This is a genomic window from Sphingomonas sp. GW821-FHT10F11 (assembly GCF_058809095.1).
The window spans coordinates 96,085-110,100 of record NZ_JBXASH010000005.1 but is presented as its reverse complement, the minus strand read 5'-3'; the positions used below and the strand labels follow the sequence as shown (position 1 = coordinate 110,100).

The window sequence follows — 14,016 nt, the reverse complement described above, 5'->3', positions numbered from 1 at the left end:
TTGGTGAGGGGCTCCGGAGTTCTCGATAGCTCCCGGAGCCCCTCACCAAGTTACGCTAGGCAGCAAGCTGCCAAGCTACACTATCCTCTCCCACCGGAGAGGAGTCTGTGTGGTTCCCTAGCTACTGTAAGCAAGCGGCTACAGTGGCGAGTGCGCTGCCGTACCGCCGATGTAGCGCGCGGTGCTATTCCTCGGTGCGGACCAGCACCGCTTCGCCGATCAGGAAGAATAGCAGGAACGGCGCCCAGGCGGCGAGGAAGGGCGGGTAGGCGCCCAGATTGCCCATCGCCAGCGCGAAATTGTCGGCCACGAAATAGGTGAAGCCGAGTGCCATGCCGATCACGGCGCGGATGAACAGCCGGCCCGACCGGGCGAGGCCGAACGCGGCCACGGCGCCGAGCAGCGGCATCAGCACCGACGACAGCGGCCCGGACAGCTTGTGCCACAGCGAGCCCTCAAGCGCCTTGGTCGGCCGGCCGGCGTCAGACAGGTCCGAGATCGCCGAACTCAGCGCGTCGAACGATAGGCCGTCGGGATCGACCGTTGCCAGGGTGAACTGATCCGGGCGCACGCCCTTGGCTACGATGATCGTGCCGAGCGGGGTCTTCTTGCCGCTCTTCACATCGAAACGGCTCGCGGGGCCGACCCGCCACGCATCACCGTCGCGCCTGCCGTGCGGGGCGCTGATGATGCCGACCAGATTGCCGCCCTGGCGGTCGTACAGTGTGATGCTGGCGAGCGTGGCCGCATTGCCGCGACCGCGAATCTGGCCGACCTCGATCAGATCGTCGCCGTCTCGCACCCAGACATTGGAGCGGTCGCCACGATCGATCGGCACCGGCGCATATTCGGCCTTTTGCCACTGATCGAGCGTGCCCGTCGCGCGCGCGACGATCCGGTCGTTGAAGGTGAAGGAGATGAGCGCGACGCCCAGGCTGGCGACGATCAGCGGCGCCAGCACCTGATGCGCCGACAGGCCCGATGCCTTGAGCGCGACGATCTCGCTGTTCTGATTCAGGGTCGTCAGGGTGATGATCGTGCCGAGCAGTACCGAAAAGGGCAGGAAGCGCGCGATGATCTCCGGTGTGCGAAGGCTGACGTAGCGCCAGATCTCCGCATCGCCATTGCCGGCATGGGCGAGGATCCGTCCGGATTCGCTCAGCAGGTCGAGCGACTGGAGCACCAGCACCAATGCCGCGAGGATCGCGAAGGTGCGCACCAGGAACATCCGGCCCATATAGAGGGACACGGTGCGGGACGGGAAAAGCTGCAGCGCGATCATGTCGTTGCCGCCTCCTCTTCCTGATCCTTGGGTTTCGCGCCGGGCAGCCAGCGGCCGAGCAGCTTGCCGGCCTTGGAGAAGACCCGCTCGAGCGCGCCGATCGGCTGACCGCCGGGCACATAGGCGATGGTGTAGTACATCCAGAAAATCAGGGCCGAGAAGATGAGGAAGGGTGCCCAAAGGGCGATCAGCGGGTCGACCGTGCCCATGCCGCCAATGTCCCGGGCATATTCGTTCACCTTGTGATAGGTGACGATCATCACGATCGACAGGAAGACGCCCAGCGCCGAGGTCGATCTCTTGGGCGGCACGCCGAGCGACAGCGCCAGGAACGGCAGCAGGAACATCGTTGCCACTTCCACCACGCGGAAATGGAGGGCGGCGCGGCTGGTGTCGCGCAATTTCTCCGGTGCGGCCTGGTTGCCGCCGATCTTCGCGAGTTCGGGCAGGGTCAGTTCGTTCCTGCCCTCCCGGTTCCGGAAATTCTCGTATTTCGGCAGGGCGATGGGCAGGTCGTGGAGACTGAAGGTCAGCACACGCGGCGTCGGCACGCCCGGTTCGTTGCGCACCAGCGTGCCGTTGGTCAGGCGGAAGACGATCTCGTCGGGATTGTCGGTCGCGAAGAACTGCCCGTGATCGGCGGTCACCGCATAGTCGCCACCCTTCTTGTCGACCATGTGCACGAAGATGCCCGAGAGCTTGCGGCCCTGCTCGCGGCTCCGCTCGATGCGGATCGTCATCTTGTCGCCGAAATGGGTGAACTCGCCTACCTTGATCGACGCGCCGAGTGCGCCGGTGCGCAACTCGAACCGCAGCTTCTCATAGGCATAGCGCGCATCGGGCTGGACGAAGCCGACGATCGCGAGGTTCACGGCGGCAAGCCCGATCGCGTACATGAAGGGCACCCGCAACAGGCGCGTGTAGCTCATCCCGACGGCGCGGAGCACGTCAAGCTCCGACGTCGTGGCGAGCTTGCGGAAGGCGAGCAGGATGCCGAGCATCAGCCCGATCGGAATGCCCAGGCCGAGATATTCCGGCAGCAGGTTCGCCAGCATCTTCCAGACGACATTGACCGGCCCGCCTTCGGTGGCGACGAAATCGAAGAGCTTCAGCATGCGATCGAGCACCAGCAGCATCGCGGAGATGATGAGGGTCGAAAACAGCGGCACCGCGATCAGCCGGGCCATGTAGCGGTCGATGGACTTCATGGAGCTAGCGGCTACAGCCTTTACGGAAGGGCAGGGTGAGGCCGCCCGGTCGAGCGGCTATATCCGGGGTAAGGGGCGGCGTCAGCTACCAAATCACTCTGCGGCGATACTGTCGGGGCCGGTATTGCGCGGCGCGGCGATCGCGGCGGCGATCGCGCGCTCCAGGGCGGTGATGGTGAAGGGTTTGCGCAGCACGTGACGCCCGCCAAAGGCAGCCTCATTCGCGTCCCCGGCATAGCCGGTGACGTAGAGGACGGCGACATGGGCATAGCCGTCCGCCAGCGACGCGATCATCTCGGGACCGGTCTGTTGCGGCATCAGCACGTCCGAGACGATCAGGTCGATCCCGCCCATGCGGTCGAGCAGTGCCCGCGCGAGCAGCGGATCGTCGCAGGCAAGGGGGCGGTGGCCCAACTCGGTCAGCGCGGCCATGGTCGCGGTGAGCACGCGCGGATCGTCCTCGACCACCAATATATCCAGGGACTCGGCCGCTGCGACGTCGACCTGCTCCTCCCGTTGCGCCTCGACGATCATGGCACCCATATGGCGCGGCAAATACAGAGTGACGGTCGTGCCCCGGCCCGGCTCCGACTCGATGCCGATCTCGCCATCGGCCTGGCGCACAAAGGCGAATATCTGGCTCAGGCCCAGGCCGGTGCCCTTGCCGACTGGCTTGGTGGTGAAGAAGGGCTCGAACACGCGCTCCAGCACTTCGGGCGTCATACCGCAGCCGGTGTCGGTCACCGCGATCGTCACATACTCGCCAGCGGGGCAGGTGCCGACCTGTTCCGCCGCCAGCGCGGTGCCCGCGGTGGCGATGGTCAGCCGGCCACGCCCGTCCATCGCGTCACGGGCATTGACCGCGAGGTTGAGCAGCACGTTTTCGAACTGGTACCGGTCAGCACGGATTTGCCACCCATCGCCGGCATCGTTCGTCGTGACGGTGATGGCGTCGCCCAGGGTCCGGTCGAGCAGATCGGACATGCCAGCGACCAGCGGGCCGGGCTCGATCGGCTCGAGCTTCAGCGCTTCCTCGCGCGAGAAGGCGAGGAGGCGTCGCGTCAGCGCAGCAGCGCGGTTGGCGCCCTCCATGGCATTGTCGATATGGCGCCTGGCCTGGTCGGGATCGGCGACATTGCGGCGCGCCAGTTCCAGCCCGCCAAGAACGACGGCAAGCATATTGTTGAAATCATGGGCGATGCCGCCGGTAAGCTGGCCGACCGCCTCCATCTTCTGGACCTGGCGAAGCCGCGCCTCCTTTTCGAGCAGGTCGGCTGTCGCCTTGGCGACCGCAGCCTCCAGATCCTCGGCGCGCAGCCGTTCCGCCTCGGCCTCGGCATTCGCCGCCGCGCGTTCGCCGAGCGCGCGGACCGTCATCCAGCCAAGCACGATCGCGCCAAGCACGATGAGGATGCCGAATGCGCCGAGCACGCGCGCGACGCGGGTCGATTGCGCGACTGATCGCAACGCCTCCCCGGTGCGGGCATCCAGCACCGAGCGCTCGCGGGCGATGATCTGATCGAGCAGGGTGTTGATCTGACCCAGCGACGCTGCCTCGCGCGCCTGGTAATAGCGCGCCAGTGCCTGGTCGTTCTTGTGGTAGTTGGTGCTGAGCGCGATCAACGACAATTCCCTGCCGCGTACCTCATAGGAGCGCTGCAGGGCATCGGTCAGCTTCTGCTGCTCCGCATTGTCGCCGGTCACCCGGTCAAGCTTGGCGATCTGCCCGCCCGCCACGCGCCATTCGTCGTAGAAGCGCCGGCCGAGCGACTTGTCGCCGCTGATCACATAGCGGCCGAGCGACGCCTCCGAGCCGGAGATGGTCCCGGACAATGTCCGGGCGAGGATCATCACCTCGAAGCTGTGGGTCTGCAGACGGAGCGCCCGGTCACGCTCGTTATTGGCGCTGTTGAGCGTCAGTATCAGGGCGACGAGCACCAGCGCGCCCAGCAGCCCCATCACGACCAGCATGATAGTGCGCCAGGCGCCCCCAGGCTCCCCGGGAGCCGCGGCTTCGCCTTCGTTCCCGCTCATTGGCCGCGATTCTACCCGCAAGCGAGACTCATGAAAAGCCGTCCTATTTTCGGCTCAGCTTATCGCGCCGGTCGCCTGTCCCGCGGACCTGAACATCTCGATGATCGTTTCGATCTGTGCGGGGCTGTGTTCGGCGCAGACCGAGCAGCGCAGCAGATAGGTGCCGGCCGGCGTCGCGGGCGGGCGCGCCATGTTCACATAGAGCCCGCCCTCGAGCAGCGCCTGCCACATCGCGACGGCCTGGGTCTGGTCCTCAAGGATCACCGCGACGATCGCCGATTCAGGCGTGGCCGTGCCGAGCTTGAAGCCCATGTCGGTCAAGCCGCCATGCAGTCGCCTGCTGTTCTCCCATAGATGAGCGCGCTTGTTATGGGCGTACATCAGTTTGCGGATCGAGGTGGCGGCGGTCGCAACGACCGACGGGGGAAGCGAGGCGGTGAAGATATAGGGGCGCGACACGAAGCGCATGATCTCGAACTTCGGATGGTTCGAGACGCAGAAGCCGCCGACCGTGCCGACCGATTTGGAGAAGGTGCCGACGACGAAATCGACCTGGTCCTCAAGCCCCTGGTCCTCATAGACGCCGCGGCCATTGGGGCCGAAAAAGCCCATCGAGTGCGCCTCGTCGACCAGCACCATGGCACCGTGCTTCTTTGAGACGGCGACCATTTCCTTCAGTGGGGCGATGTCGCCCATCATCGAATAGACGCCTTCGAGCACGACGAGCTTGCCCGGTTCCGGCGGGAGGCGGCCGAGACGCTTGTCGAGATCCTCGACCGAATTGTGGCGGAAGCGCACGATCTCGGCATTGCCCATCGCGCAGCCGTCATAGATCGATGCATGGCTGTCGGCATCGAGGATGATGTACTCCCCCTTGCCGGCGAGCGCGGAGATCATGCCCAGATTGGCCTGATAGCCGGTCGAGAAGACGATCGCGCCGGTGGTGCCGTAGAATTCGCGGAGCGCCGCCTCGACATCGGCATGGTCGCGGAAGGTGCCGTTGAACACGCGGCTGCCGTTGGTGCCCGAACCATATTGGTCGAGCGCGTCCTTGCCGGCCTGGATGACATCGGGATCGAACGTCATGCCCATATAATTATAGGTGCCGAGCAGGATGGTCTCCTTGCCCTTGATCACCGCGACGGTCGGCGACTTCACCTCGTCCATCACGATCGCGAAGGGATCGCGCACGCCGGTGTCGAGCAGCGCCTGGCGCTCGGCGATCAGCGGGTCGTATTTGGTGAAAAGGTCGCGTTCGGGCGGGATGATCGGCGGATCGATCGGCAGCGCGTCGGCGGTCTGGGCGGAATCGGTCATCGGTTTCAGGCTTTCAGCTTCATCACCGCATCGACGAGCTGCCCGACCGTCTCGATCTCGGCCTGCATGTTCATCGTGATGATGATCTCGAATTCGTCCTCGATCGCCGCCACGAAATCCATCACCGTCAGGCTGTCCCACTCCAGGTCGCCCTGGAAGGTCGTCGCGTCGGAGAGCGCGACGCCCTTTTTGTTGAAGGGTTCGATCAGGCCGGTGACGGTGTCGAAAACGTGTGCGCGGTCGGTCAAGACATGTCCTTCGAAGAGTGGAGCCGAGCCCTGCCAAGAAAATGCGGCGGCTTTCTGACGATCCTATAGCAGCCCCGAACGGCGATGCCACCGGGCGGCCGCATTAAGGGGACGCGGGCATGATCGGGAGCCGGATTGAATCGATGGACGATAAATCACGCTGACCCCTTTTTCGGGATCGGTTGGCAAATCGGGAGAGGTCGTGGCACTCTCCGGGGATGGAGCCTCAGCCGCCTCGCACCTTTGCGCCCAATGCGGTTCATATGGTCCGCACCGCGCAGGCGATCCATGTCCAGCTGAGCGCGATGGCGGACCAGAAGGCGAGCATCCTGATGGGTGCGAGCTTCGTGATCTTCACCATCACGATCAACCAGAGCCATGGCACGCTGCCGCCGCTGCCGCTGCTGGTGTTGGGCAGCTTCGCCTTTGCCAGCGCCGTGCTGGCGGTGTTGGCGATCATTCCCAGGACGAAGATGCCGGCGGATGCGCCGGTCAATCTGCTGTTCTTCGGATCCTTCACGCAGCTGTCGCAGGATGCGTTCGTCGATCGGGTCGTGGACGCGATGGCTGACGAGGAGACGATGCTGCGCACCGTCGCGGCCGATCTCTACGGCAATGGCCTGGTGCTTCAGCGGAAGAAATATCGCCGGCTGGAGCTGGCGTACAAGGTGTTCCTGACCGGCCTGGTCGCCTCGGCGATCGCCTTCGTCGCCCAGTTCGTCTGATCAGAGCAAGCCGTTCGCCCGGTACCAGGCGGCAGTGGCGGCAAGGCCGCGCTGAGTCGGCACCTCGGGCTGCCAGAGCGAAGGGGCGGGGCGGCGTGCGGGGTCGATCGTCCAGTCGGGATGCGAGAGATAGCCGACGCGGTCCGCGGTGAGTTTCGCGTTCGGGCCGCGAAACAGCCGGTCGCCCTTGGCCGCCAGGGACAGCAGTGCTCTGGGCAAGGCGAGGGGAAGCACGCGTTGGCCTACCGCCGCGCCGATCGCGCGGGCGAAGCCGTCATGAGTCCAGCCGCCCTCGACTCCGTCGTCCGCCTCCAGGATCACCCGGCCCGGATCGGTCGCGACCAGCGCGAGCAGCAGGCGGGCGAAATCGCCGACCTCGATCACCGATATCTTGCCCGGCGGCGGCAGCAGCGCGAGGCCACGCTTCGCCAGGCGGAACATATCGCGCATCTCCATGTCGCCCGGGCCGTAGATCGCGGTGGGCCGGACGATCGTCCAGTCGAGCGAGGAGACTTCGACGACATGCTCGGCGCCCGCCTTCGACCAGCCATAGGCGGACAGGGAAGGTTCGCGCGCGGCGAGCGAGGAGACGTGGATGAAGCGCCGGGCGCCAGCGCCGGTCGCCGCGTCGACCACCGCCTGGGTGCCGGCGATATTGCCCGAGGCGAAACCGTCGCGATCCGGCGCGTTCACCACGCCCGCGACATGGATCACGGCGTCGGCACCGCGCACGAGGCTGGTCAGCGCCATTCCGGTGTCGAGCGCGCCGGAGACCCAGGTGACGCGGGGAATGTCGGGCTGTGGACGGCGGGTGAGGGCGCGGACTTCATGGCCAGCCCGCACTGCCAGTTCGATCAGCGTCTTGCCGACGAATCCGGTGCCCCCGGTGATCGCGATCAGGCTCACACCAGCGCCATATGGTTGCGATGGACCAGGGCGGCGCGGGGCGCGTAGCCGAGGATCGCGGCGAGCGCGTCGCTGCGGCGGCCGATGATCTTGCCGGCGTCGGGCGCGTCATATTCGGCAAGCCCGCGCGCCACCGGCCTCCCGTCAGGTCCGCAGATCGCGACCAGGTCGCCGCGCCGGAACTTGCCCTCGATCCGCACGGCGCCGGCGGCGAGCAGGCTCTTGCCGCCGAGCAGCGCCTTCATGGCGCCGGCATCGATATGGATTTCGCCCTTGGCGGTCAGCCCGCCCGCGAGCCAGGCTTTCCGCGCGGGCGCCGTCTTCTCGGCGACGAACACCGTGCCGCGGCCGCTTTCGGCAAAGGCGCTGAGCGGGCTGATCTGATGGCCCGAAACGATGGCAAGATGCGCGCCGGCGGCGGTGGCGATGCGGGCGGCGGCGATCTTCGACACCATGCCGCCCGATCCCATGCCGGAACCGGAGCCGCGATCCGCCATCGCTTCTATCCTGGCGTCGATCCGCTCGACGCGGTCGATCATGGTCGCTTCGGGATTGGTGGTCGGGTTGGAATCGTAGAGGCCGTCGACATCGGACAACAGGATCACGCCCTGCGCGCCTGCCGCCTGGCCTACCCGGGCGGCGAGGCGGTCATTGTCGCCGAAGCGGATCTCTTCGGTCGCGACGCTGTCATTCTCGTTGATCACCGGCACGACGCCGAGCGCAAGCAACCGGCTGAGCGTGGCGGCGGCGTTGAGATAGCGGCGGCGATCCTCGAGATCGTCGAGCGTGATGAGAATCTGCGCCGCCGTCAGTCCCTCGGCACCGAGCAGCTCCGCCCAGACCTGGCTCAGCGCGATCTGCCCGGTCGCGGCGGCTGCCTGCGCATCCTCCAGGCTGGCGCGGCCGCCTTTGGGGAGCTTCAGGCGGCGTGCGCCCAGGGCGATCGCGCCGGAGGAGACCACGACGATCTCCTGTCCGGCCTTCGTCCGGGCGGCGATGTCGGCGACGAGGCTGGTCAGCCATTCGCGCCGCACCGTCCCGTCGGGGGCGACGAGCAGCGCGGAGCCGACCTTGACGATCAGGCGGGGGCAGGCGCGGGGCGAGAACATCAGATCAGAGCGGCGACCATTCGATCGCGTCTTCCGCGCCATCGTCACGCACCGGCGTCGTTGCGGCGGGTCCGATCGCGTCGAGCAGCCGGTCGAGCACTGCTTCGAGACCCTCGCCGCCGGCACCGGACATCGGCAGCACCTCCGCCTTGCTCGCGCGCTTGAGCTTGGTGATGAGCTTCTTCACCTCGGCGGGCTCCAGCGCATCGACCTTGTTGAGGCCGATCACCTGGGGCTTGTCGATCAGCCCGGCGCCATAGGCATCGAGTTCGCCGCGCACGATGCGATAATTGCCGACCGGATCCTCCTCGGTCGCGTCGACCAAGTGGAGCAGCACCTTGCAGCGCTCGATATGGCCGAGGAATCGGTCGCCGATGCCGGCGCCGTCAGCCGCGCCTTCGATCAGGCCGGGGATGTCGGCCACGACGAACTCGCGATTGTGGCGGCTGACCACGCCGAGCTGCGGGCGCACGGTGGTGAAGGGATAATCGCCGACCTTCGCCTTGGCGTTGGTGACGGCGTTGATGAAGGTCGATTTGCCGGCATTGGGCAGGCCGACCAGCCCGGCGTCGGCGAGCAACTTCAGCCGCAGCCACACCCAGGCTTCCTGATAGGGCCAGCCCGTGCCGTGCTGGCGCGGCGTGCGGTTGGTCGAGGTCTTGTAGCTGGCATTGCCGCGACCGCCATCGCCGCCGCGCAGAAACACTTCGCGCTGGCCGGCGACGGTGAAGTCGGCGAGCACTTCCTCCTTGTCCTCGGACAGGATCTGCGTGCCGACCGGCACCTGGATCACCAGATCGTCGCCACCGGCGCCAGTCATGTTCGAGCCGGAGCCGCCATGGCCGCGCGGCGCGCGGAAATGCTGGGTGTAGCGGAAGTCGATCAGCGTATTGAGACCGGCGACCGCCTCGAAGATGATGTCGCCACCCTTGCCGCCATTGCCGCCGTTCGGGCCGCCATATTCGATGAACTTCTCACGCCGGAAGGCGACGGCGCCGGGGCCGCCCGCGCCCGAACGGACGAAGATCTTTGCTTGGTCGAGAAAATGCATGGCCGCTCTCTAGCGGAAATCGCAATTTTATCCAGTAGAGGCGTGGATCAGGCGTTTTCGCCCTTGTGCGACGCCATCAGCACGTTGGCGGCAAGCTCTCGCGCCTTCTCGCGGGGCAGGCCGAGCGCCTTCGCCATCGGCCCGCCGAGCAAGGCGTCGCCGAGCGCAGTCAGCACGAGCTGGAGCGTTTCCTCATGGATCGTCATGCGGCCCGGCGCATGATCTTCCGACAATTCCTCGACGAGGTTGTGGATCGCCTCGAGGATCGGATCGAGCGCATCCTGGTTGCCGGTCAGGATCATCCAGGACGCCATCGCGCCGGCGCCGCGCGCAAAGGCGTCGAAAGTCATATCGACCACCTCGCGCGGATTCTGGTCAGTCTCGCGGGCGCGTTTTGCCGCCGCGCCGATCTGCGCGGTGATCTTGTCGGCGAGATGCTTGATCAGCGCGCGTTGCAGGTCGCCGGCCGAGCCGAAATGATGGAGGAGATTGGCGTGGGTCCGCCCGATCCGTGCCGCGACCGCCTTGAGCGTGACGGCCTGCGGCCCTTCCTCGACGAGCAGCGCGCGCGCCGCCTCGATCGCGGCTTCGCGTGATTCTTCCGGGCTGAGACGTTTGCGAATTATTGACACTAGTGTAAGTAAAGCCTATTGACAGTCTTGTAAGCGACCCATGTTTCTATCTGTTCGGAGGTTTTCGTGGCGAAAGCAACCACTCCCGGCGACCTGACCATCACGCCGCGCGATCGCCGGTTCGGCCGCGAGGCGCGAATGGGGCGCTGGTGGCTCAACCAGGACCCTTACGCTACGGCTTTCTACAACGCGTTGTCGGTGACCTTTCCCAAGGGCGAGGCCTTTTTCGTCGACAGCGTCCGCGCCTTTCGCGACGGCACGCCGCCCAAGCTGGCGGGCGAGATCCAGGCGTTCATCAAGCAGGAAGTGATGCACACGCGCGAGCATGTCGCGTTCAACCGGCATGTCGTGGACCAGGGTTATGACATCAGCCGGCTCGAGGCTCGGGTGCAGCAGGGGCTCGACCTGACCAAGGGTCGCCCGCCGATCGCGAACCTGACCGCGACGATGGTGCTCGAGCATTTCACGGCGATCATCGCGCATGAGCTGCTCGCCAATCCGCGCCATCTGGCCGGGGGCGAGGAGGAGTTCGCCAATCTGTGGCGCTGGCATGCCGCCGAGGAGATCGAACACAAGGGCGTCGCCTATGACACCTGGTTGCACGCAACGCAGGACTGGAGCGAGTGGCAACGCTTCAAGGTGAAGGCGCTGGTGATGTTGCGCGTCACCGCGAACTTCACGCGCGGCCGGACGCGCGGGATGCTCGACCTGCTGGCGCAGGACGGGCTTAGGGGGCCCAGGGTGTGGGCGAAGATGTTCTGGTATGCGTTCGGCCGGCCCGGCATGGCGCGCAAGGTTGCCGGGCAATGGTTCGCTTTCTTCTGGCCGAGCTTCCATCCGTGGAATCATGACGATCGGAAGCTGATCGGCATGTACGAGAGCGAATATGAGGCGGCGATCCTGCCCCGCGAGACCGTCGCGGCCTGAAGGGGAAGGCCGGCGAACCGGCCCTCCGCCCTTTTACCAGGTCACGCCGAGCCGGGCGTAGAGATAGCGCCCATTGAAGCCGAACGGCGAGTAATAGGGGAAGCCGACCAGGCCCGTGCTGTTGAGGATGGTCCCGCGCGACGAGGTGAGCTTCACATAGTCGGGATAGGTGTCGAACAGATTGTTCGCGCCCACCGCCAGGTTGATGTTGCGGATCACCTGATAGCGTGCCTCCAGATCGAAGATGGTGTGGCGGCCGGTATGGATGTCGTCCTCGGCAAAGCCGTTGCTGCTCGGTTGGGTGACGTCGCCATAATAGGAGCCGCGTGCCGTCACGCCGAGATCCCCGAGCGACCAGTCGACTGTGCCGACGATCTTGGTGCGCGGCGTGCCCTGTTCGAACGAGATGATTCGCTGCCGGCTGAAGATCGGCAGGACCACGCTGGTCGAGACCCCGTTGACCAGGGCAGTGATCGTTGCCGGGGCGGGGGCACGCGTCACCTTGATGTCGTTGAAATTGCCGGCGGCGGTGAAATCGAACGTGCCGATGCCGTCGGTCACTGCGCGGTAGTGCGCAACCACGTCGATACCCTTGGTCGTCGAACGGATGCCGTTGAGGAAGAAGCGCCCGGCGGTGACGTTGGCGGATGCGGGGTTGGACGCGAGCAGGGCGGCGACCACGGTGCCGCTGAGATTCTCCGACAGGGCGATCTGATCGCGTACCTTGATCCGATAGGCATCGACCGAAAGATCGAAGCCGCCCGAGCGCACCACCAGGCCGGCCGAGAGGTTGGTGGCCTTTTCCGGACGCAACGGCTTGCCGCCGAGTGCGGTGCCGACCGGGCTGACCGAGGGGAACAGGCCCGTCTCGACGATCCCGCCATTGCTCAGCACCGACGCGGTCGAGGTGAAATATTGCTGCTGCAACGACGGCGCACGGAAGCCGGTGGAGGCAGTGCCGCGGATCGCGATCCAGGGCGCGAATTCGTAGCGCGCGCTGAGCTTGCCGTTCACGGTCTCGCCGAAGTCCGAATAGCTCTCACCGCGGACCGCGGCGCCCAGGGTGAGTGCCTCGACCGGCTTGGCCTCGATATCGAGATAACCGGAGACGTTCGAACGGTGCACGTCGACCCGGTTCGATGGCTGGAAACCAGGAAAGCCCTGGGCGCCCGAGCCCAGTGTGGACGGCGCCGGAGTCGGGAGGCTTGGGTTGCGATCATAGGATGCCGGGTCGCCGGCCCCGATCTGGAAACCTTCGCGGCGGAATTCTCCGCCCCCGGCGATGTTGATCGTACCGTCGCCCAGCGGCAGTTCCTTGGAGACGTCGAGGCCGCCGACGATCTGGTCGTAGACCAGCCTGCCGTCATAGAATTCTCGGGCGGAGTTGGCGCCGTACGTCGCGTTGCCGGAATTGCGCGTGTAGAATGTCAGCTTGTTCCGGCCATAGGAGAGGTTCAGGTCGACCTTCCAGCCGGATACTTCGCCGCGCAGGCCTTCAGTGAGCGTCACATCCTCCGACTTGACGTTGATCAGCGGGGTGAAGCCGTCGGGATAGAGGGTGGCGAGAGCCGCCGCACTGAGATTGTTGTCGGTGCCGCCATTGATGCGCGGGGTGGCCGCACTGGTGCTGTCGCGGTGCTGATAGCCGCCGAATCCGTAAAACTCCCAGCCGCTGTCGCCCAATCCGTAGCCGGCATTGGCATAGATGCTGTACTGCTCCACCTCCGGGTCGCCAAACCGCGAGCGCACCCGGATCGGGGTCTTGCGCGGATCGAAATCGCCGCGGCTTGTGGCGTTGCGGTTCAGATATTCGGCGGACAGCGTCAGGAACCCTTGCGATCCCAGGGCGAAGCCCTGCCATCCGGCAACGGTGACCGTCTCGCCGTCATGCTCGTTGCGCTGGCCGCGCGCGGTCTTCACGTCAGTGACGTACTGGCCATAGGTGACGGTCGCGCCGCCGCCGCTACGTGCCTCGCGCAGGCGGAGGTTGACCACGCCGGCGATCGCGTCGGAGCCATATTGCGCGGCGGCGCCGTCACGCAGCACCTCGATCCGGTCGAGCGCGACCGACGGGATGGTGTTGAGGTCGACTGCTGCCGAACCGCGGCCCACCGAGCCGTTGGTGTTGAGCAACGCCGAGGTGTGCGCGCGGACGCCGTTGATCAGCACCAGCGTCTGGTCCGGCGAGAGGCCGCGCAAGGTGGCGGGGCGGATCGAATCGGTACCGTCCACGGCGGACGAGCGCGGGAAGTCGATCGAGGGCACCACCGCCGAGAGCGCGGCGCCAAGTTCGGTCGTGCCCTGACGCTGCAAGGTGGCGTTGCTCAGCACGTCGACCGGCGACGCGCTGTCGAAGCGCGAACGGCCCGTGGTACGGGTGCCGGTGACGACGATATCGTCCTGATCTGCCGGCGCTGCGGCATCGGCCGTGTCGGCGGGGGCGGGTACCTCCTGCGCCGCGGCCATCGAGCCATAAGTGAGAGCAATGGCGGACACTGCCAGGGCCAGGACGGATCGCGAAGTCATGTATGGAACCCCCTTTATTCTGCTTCCCAATCCATAATCTGGCCAAAGGTT

At 66.0% G+C, this 14,016-nt stretch carries 12 protein-coding genes; 2 read left to right on the top strand and 10 right to left on the bottom strand.

What is annotated here, in order from left to right; all coding sequences use genetic code 11:
• Positions 1 to 184 precede the first annotated feature (184 nt).
• From lptG to AC1RT8_RS15815, 5 genes are all read right to left on the bottom strand, one after another.
• Positions 185 to 1,282: an LPS export ABC transporter permease LptG gene (gene lptG / locus AC1RT8_RS15835; RefSeq protein ID WP_493076616.1), complete on the bottom strand. Its 1,098-nt coding sequence runs from the start codon at positions 1,280 to 1,282 to the stop codon at positions 185 to 187.
• Positions 1,279 to 2,490, bottom strand: coding sequence for an LPS export ABC transporter permease LptF (gene lptF / locus AC1RT8_RS15830; RefSeq protein WP_493076615.1), 1,212 nt, complete (start codon positions 2,488 to 2,490; stop codon positions 1,279 to 1,281). The genes lptG and lptF overlap by 4 nt, the downstream gene beginning before the upstream one ends.
• Before the next feature lie 93 nt (positions 2,491 to 2,583).
• The gene (locus AC1RT8_RS15825; protein WP_493076614.1) at positions 2,584 to 4,524 is read right to left on the bottom strand and encodes a hybrid sensor histidine kinase/response regulator; all 1,941 of its coding nucleotides are present in this window, start codon (positions 4,522 to 4,524) and stop codon (positions 2,584 to 2,586) included.
• A gap of 54 nt (positions 4,525 to 4,578) precedes the next feature.
• Complete coding sequence (gene spt / locus AC1RT8_RS15820) at positions 4,579 to 5,841, bottom strand: serine palmitoyltransferase (protein WP_493076613.1); 1,263 nt, start codon at positions 5,839 to 5,841, stop codon at positions 4,579 to 4,581.
• Positions 5,842 to 5,846: 5 nt separating this feature from the next.
• Positions 5,847 to 6,089, bottom strand: a complete 243-nt coding sequence (locus AC1RT8_RS15815; protein WP_478014889.1) for an acyl carrier protein — start codon at positions 6,087 to 6,089, stop codon at positions 5,847 to 5,849.
• Between the two features lie 263 nt (positions 6,090 to 6,352).
• Between AC1RT8_RS15815 and AC1RT8_RS15810 the strand changes: the two genes are divergently transcribed.
• Positions 6,353 to 6,814, top strand: a complete 462-nt coding sequence (locus AC1RT8_RS15810; RefSeq protein ID WP_493076612.1) for a Pycsar system effector family protein — start codon at positions 6,353 to 6,355, stop codon at positions 6,812 to 6,814.
• Here the strand turns inward: AC1RT8_RS15810 and AC1RT8_RS15805 are convergent, their stop codons facing one another.
• The 4 genes from AC1RT8_RS15805 to AC1RT8_RS15790 are packed head-to-tail and all read right to left on the bottom strand — an operon-like array spanning position 6,815 to position 10,512.
• Positions 6,815 to 7,720, bottom strand: coding sequence for an NAD-dependent epimerase/dehydratase family protein (locus AC1RT8_RS15805; RefSeq protein WP_493076611.1), 906 nt, complete (start codon positions 7,718 to 7,720; stop codon positions 6,815 to 6,817).
• The gene (gene proB, locus AC1RT8_RS15800) at positions 7,717 to 8,829 is read right to left on the bottom strand and encodes a glutamate 5-kinase (RefSeq protein WP_493076610.1); all 1,113 of its coding nucleotides are present in this window, start codon (positions 8,827 to 8,829) and stop codon (positions 7,717 to 7,719) included. Before proB ends, AC1RT8_RS15805 begins: the two co-directional genes overlap by 4 nt.
• 4 nt (positions 8,830 to 8,833) lie before the next feature.
• Entirely contained in the window at positions 8,834 to 9,880 is a 1,047-nt protein-coding gene (obgE, locus tag AC1RT8_RS15795) for a GTPase ObgE (RefSeq protein WP_493076609.1), read from the bottom strand.
• A 47-nt stretch (positions 9,881 to 9,927) separates the two neighbouring features.
• Entirely contained in the window at positions 9,928 to 10,512 is a 585-nt protein-coding gene (locus AC1RT8_RS15790) for a TetR/AcrR family transcriptional regulator (RefSeq protein WP_372848325.1), read from the bottom strand.
• A gap of 66 nt (positions 10,513 to 10,578) precedes the next feature.
• On the opposite strand from AC1RT8_RS15790, the gene AC1RT8_RS15785 reads away from it, so the two are divergent.
• The gene (locus tag AC1RT8_RS15785) at positions 10,579 to 11,439 is read left to right on the top strand and encodes a metal-dependent hydrolase (RefSeq protein WP_493076608.1); all 861 of its coding nucleotides are present in this window, start codon (positions 10,579 to 10,581) and stop codon (positions 11,437 to 11,439) included.
• Positions 11,440 to 11,472: 33 nt separating this feature from the next.
• Here the strand turns inward: AC1RT8_RS15785 and AC1RT8_RS15780 are convergent, their stop codons facing one another.
• On the bottom strand, positions 11,473 to 13,965 hold the full coding sequence (locus tag AC1RT8_RS15780; RefSeq protein ID WP_493076607.1) for a TonB-dependent receptor plug domain-containing protein: 2,493 nt from the start codon (positions 13,963 to 13,965) through the stop codon (positions 11,473 to 11,475).
• Between the last annotated feature and the right edge of the window lie 51 nt (positions 13,966 to 14,016).

Excerpts from the sequence above, each read along its gene's own strand:
- lptF (WP_493076615.1), bottom strand. The coding sequence starts at position 2,490 with ATGAAGTCCATCGACCGCTACATGGCCCGGCTGATCGCGGTGCCGCTG.
- AC1RT8_RS15825 (WP_493076614.1), bottom strand. The coding sequence starts at position 4,524 with ATGAGCGGGAACGAAGGCGAAGCCGCGGCTCCCGGGGAGCCTGGGGGC.
- AC1RT8_RS15810 (WP_493076612.1), top strand. The coding sequence starts at position 6,353 with ATGGTCCGCACCGCGCAGGCGATCCATGTCCAGCTGAGCGCGATGGCG.
- AC1RT8_RS15780 (WP_493076607.1), bottom strand. The coding sequence starts at position 13,965 with ATGACTTCGCGATCCGTCCTGGCCCTGGCAGTGTCCGCCATTGCTCTC.
- proB (WP_493076610.1), bottom strand. The coding sequence starts at position 8,829 with ATGTTCTCGCCCCGCGCCTGCCCCCGCCTGATCGTCAAGGTCGGCTCC.
- obgE (WP_493076609.1), bottom strand. The coding sequence starts at position 9,880 with ATGCATTTTCTCGACCAAGCAAAGATCTTCGTCCGTTCGGGCGCGGGC.
- lptG (WP_493076616.1), bottom strand. The coding sequence starts at position 1,282 with ATGATCGCGCTGCAGCTTTTCCCGTCCCGCACCGTGTCCCTCTATATG.
- spt (WP_493076613.1), bottom strand. The coding sequence starts at position 5,841 with ATGACCGATTCCGCCCAGACCGCCGACGCGCTGCCGATCGATCCGCCG.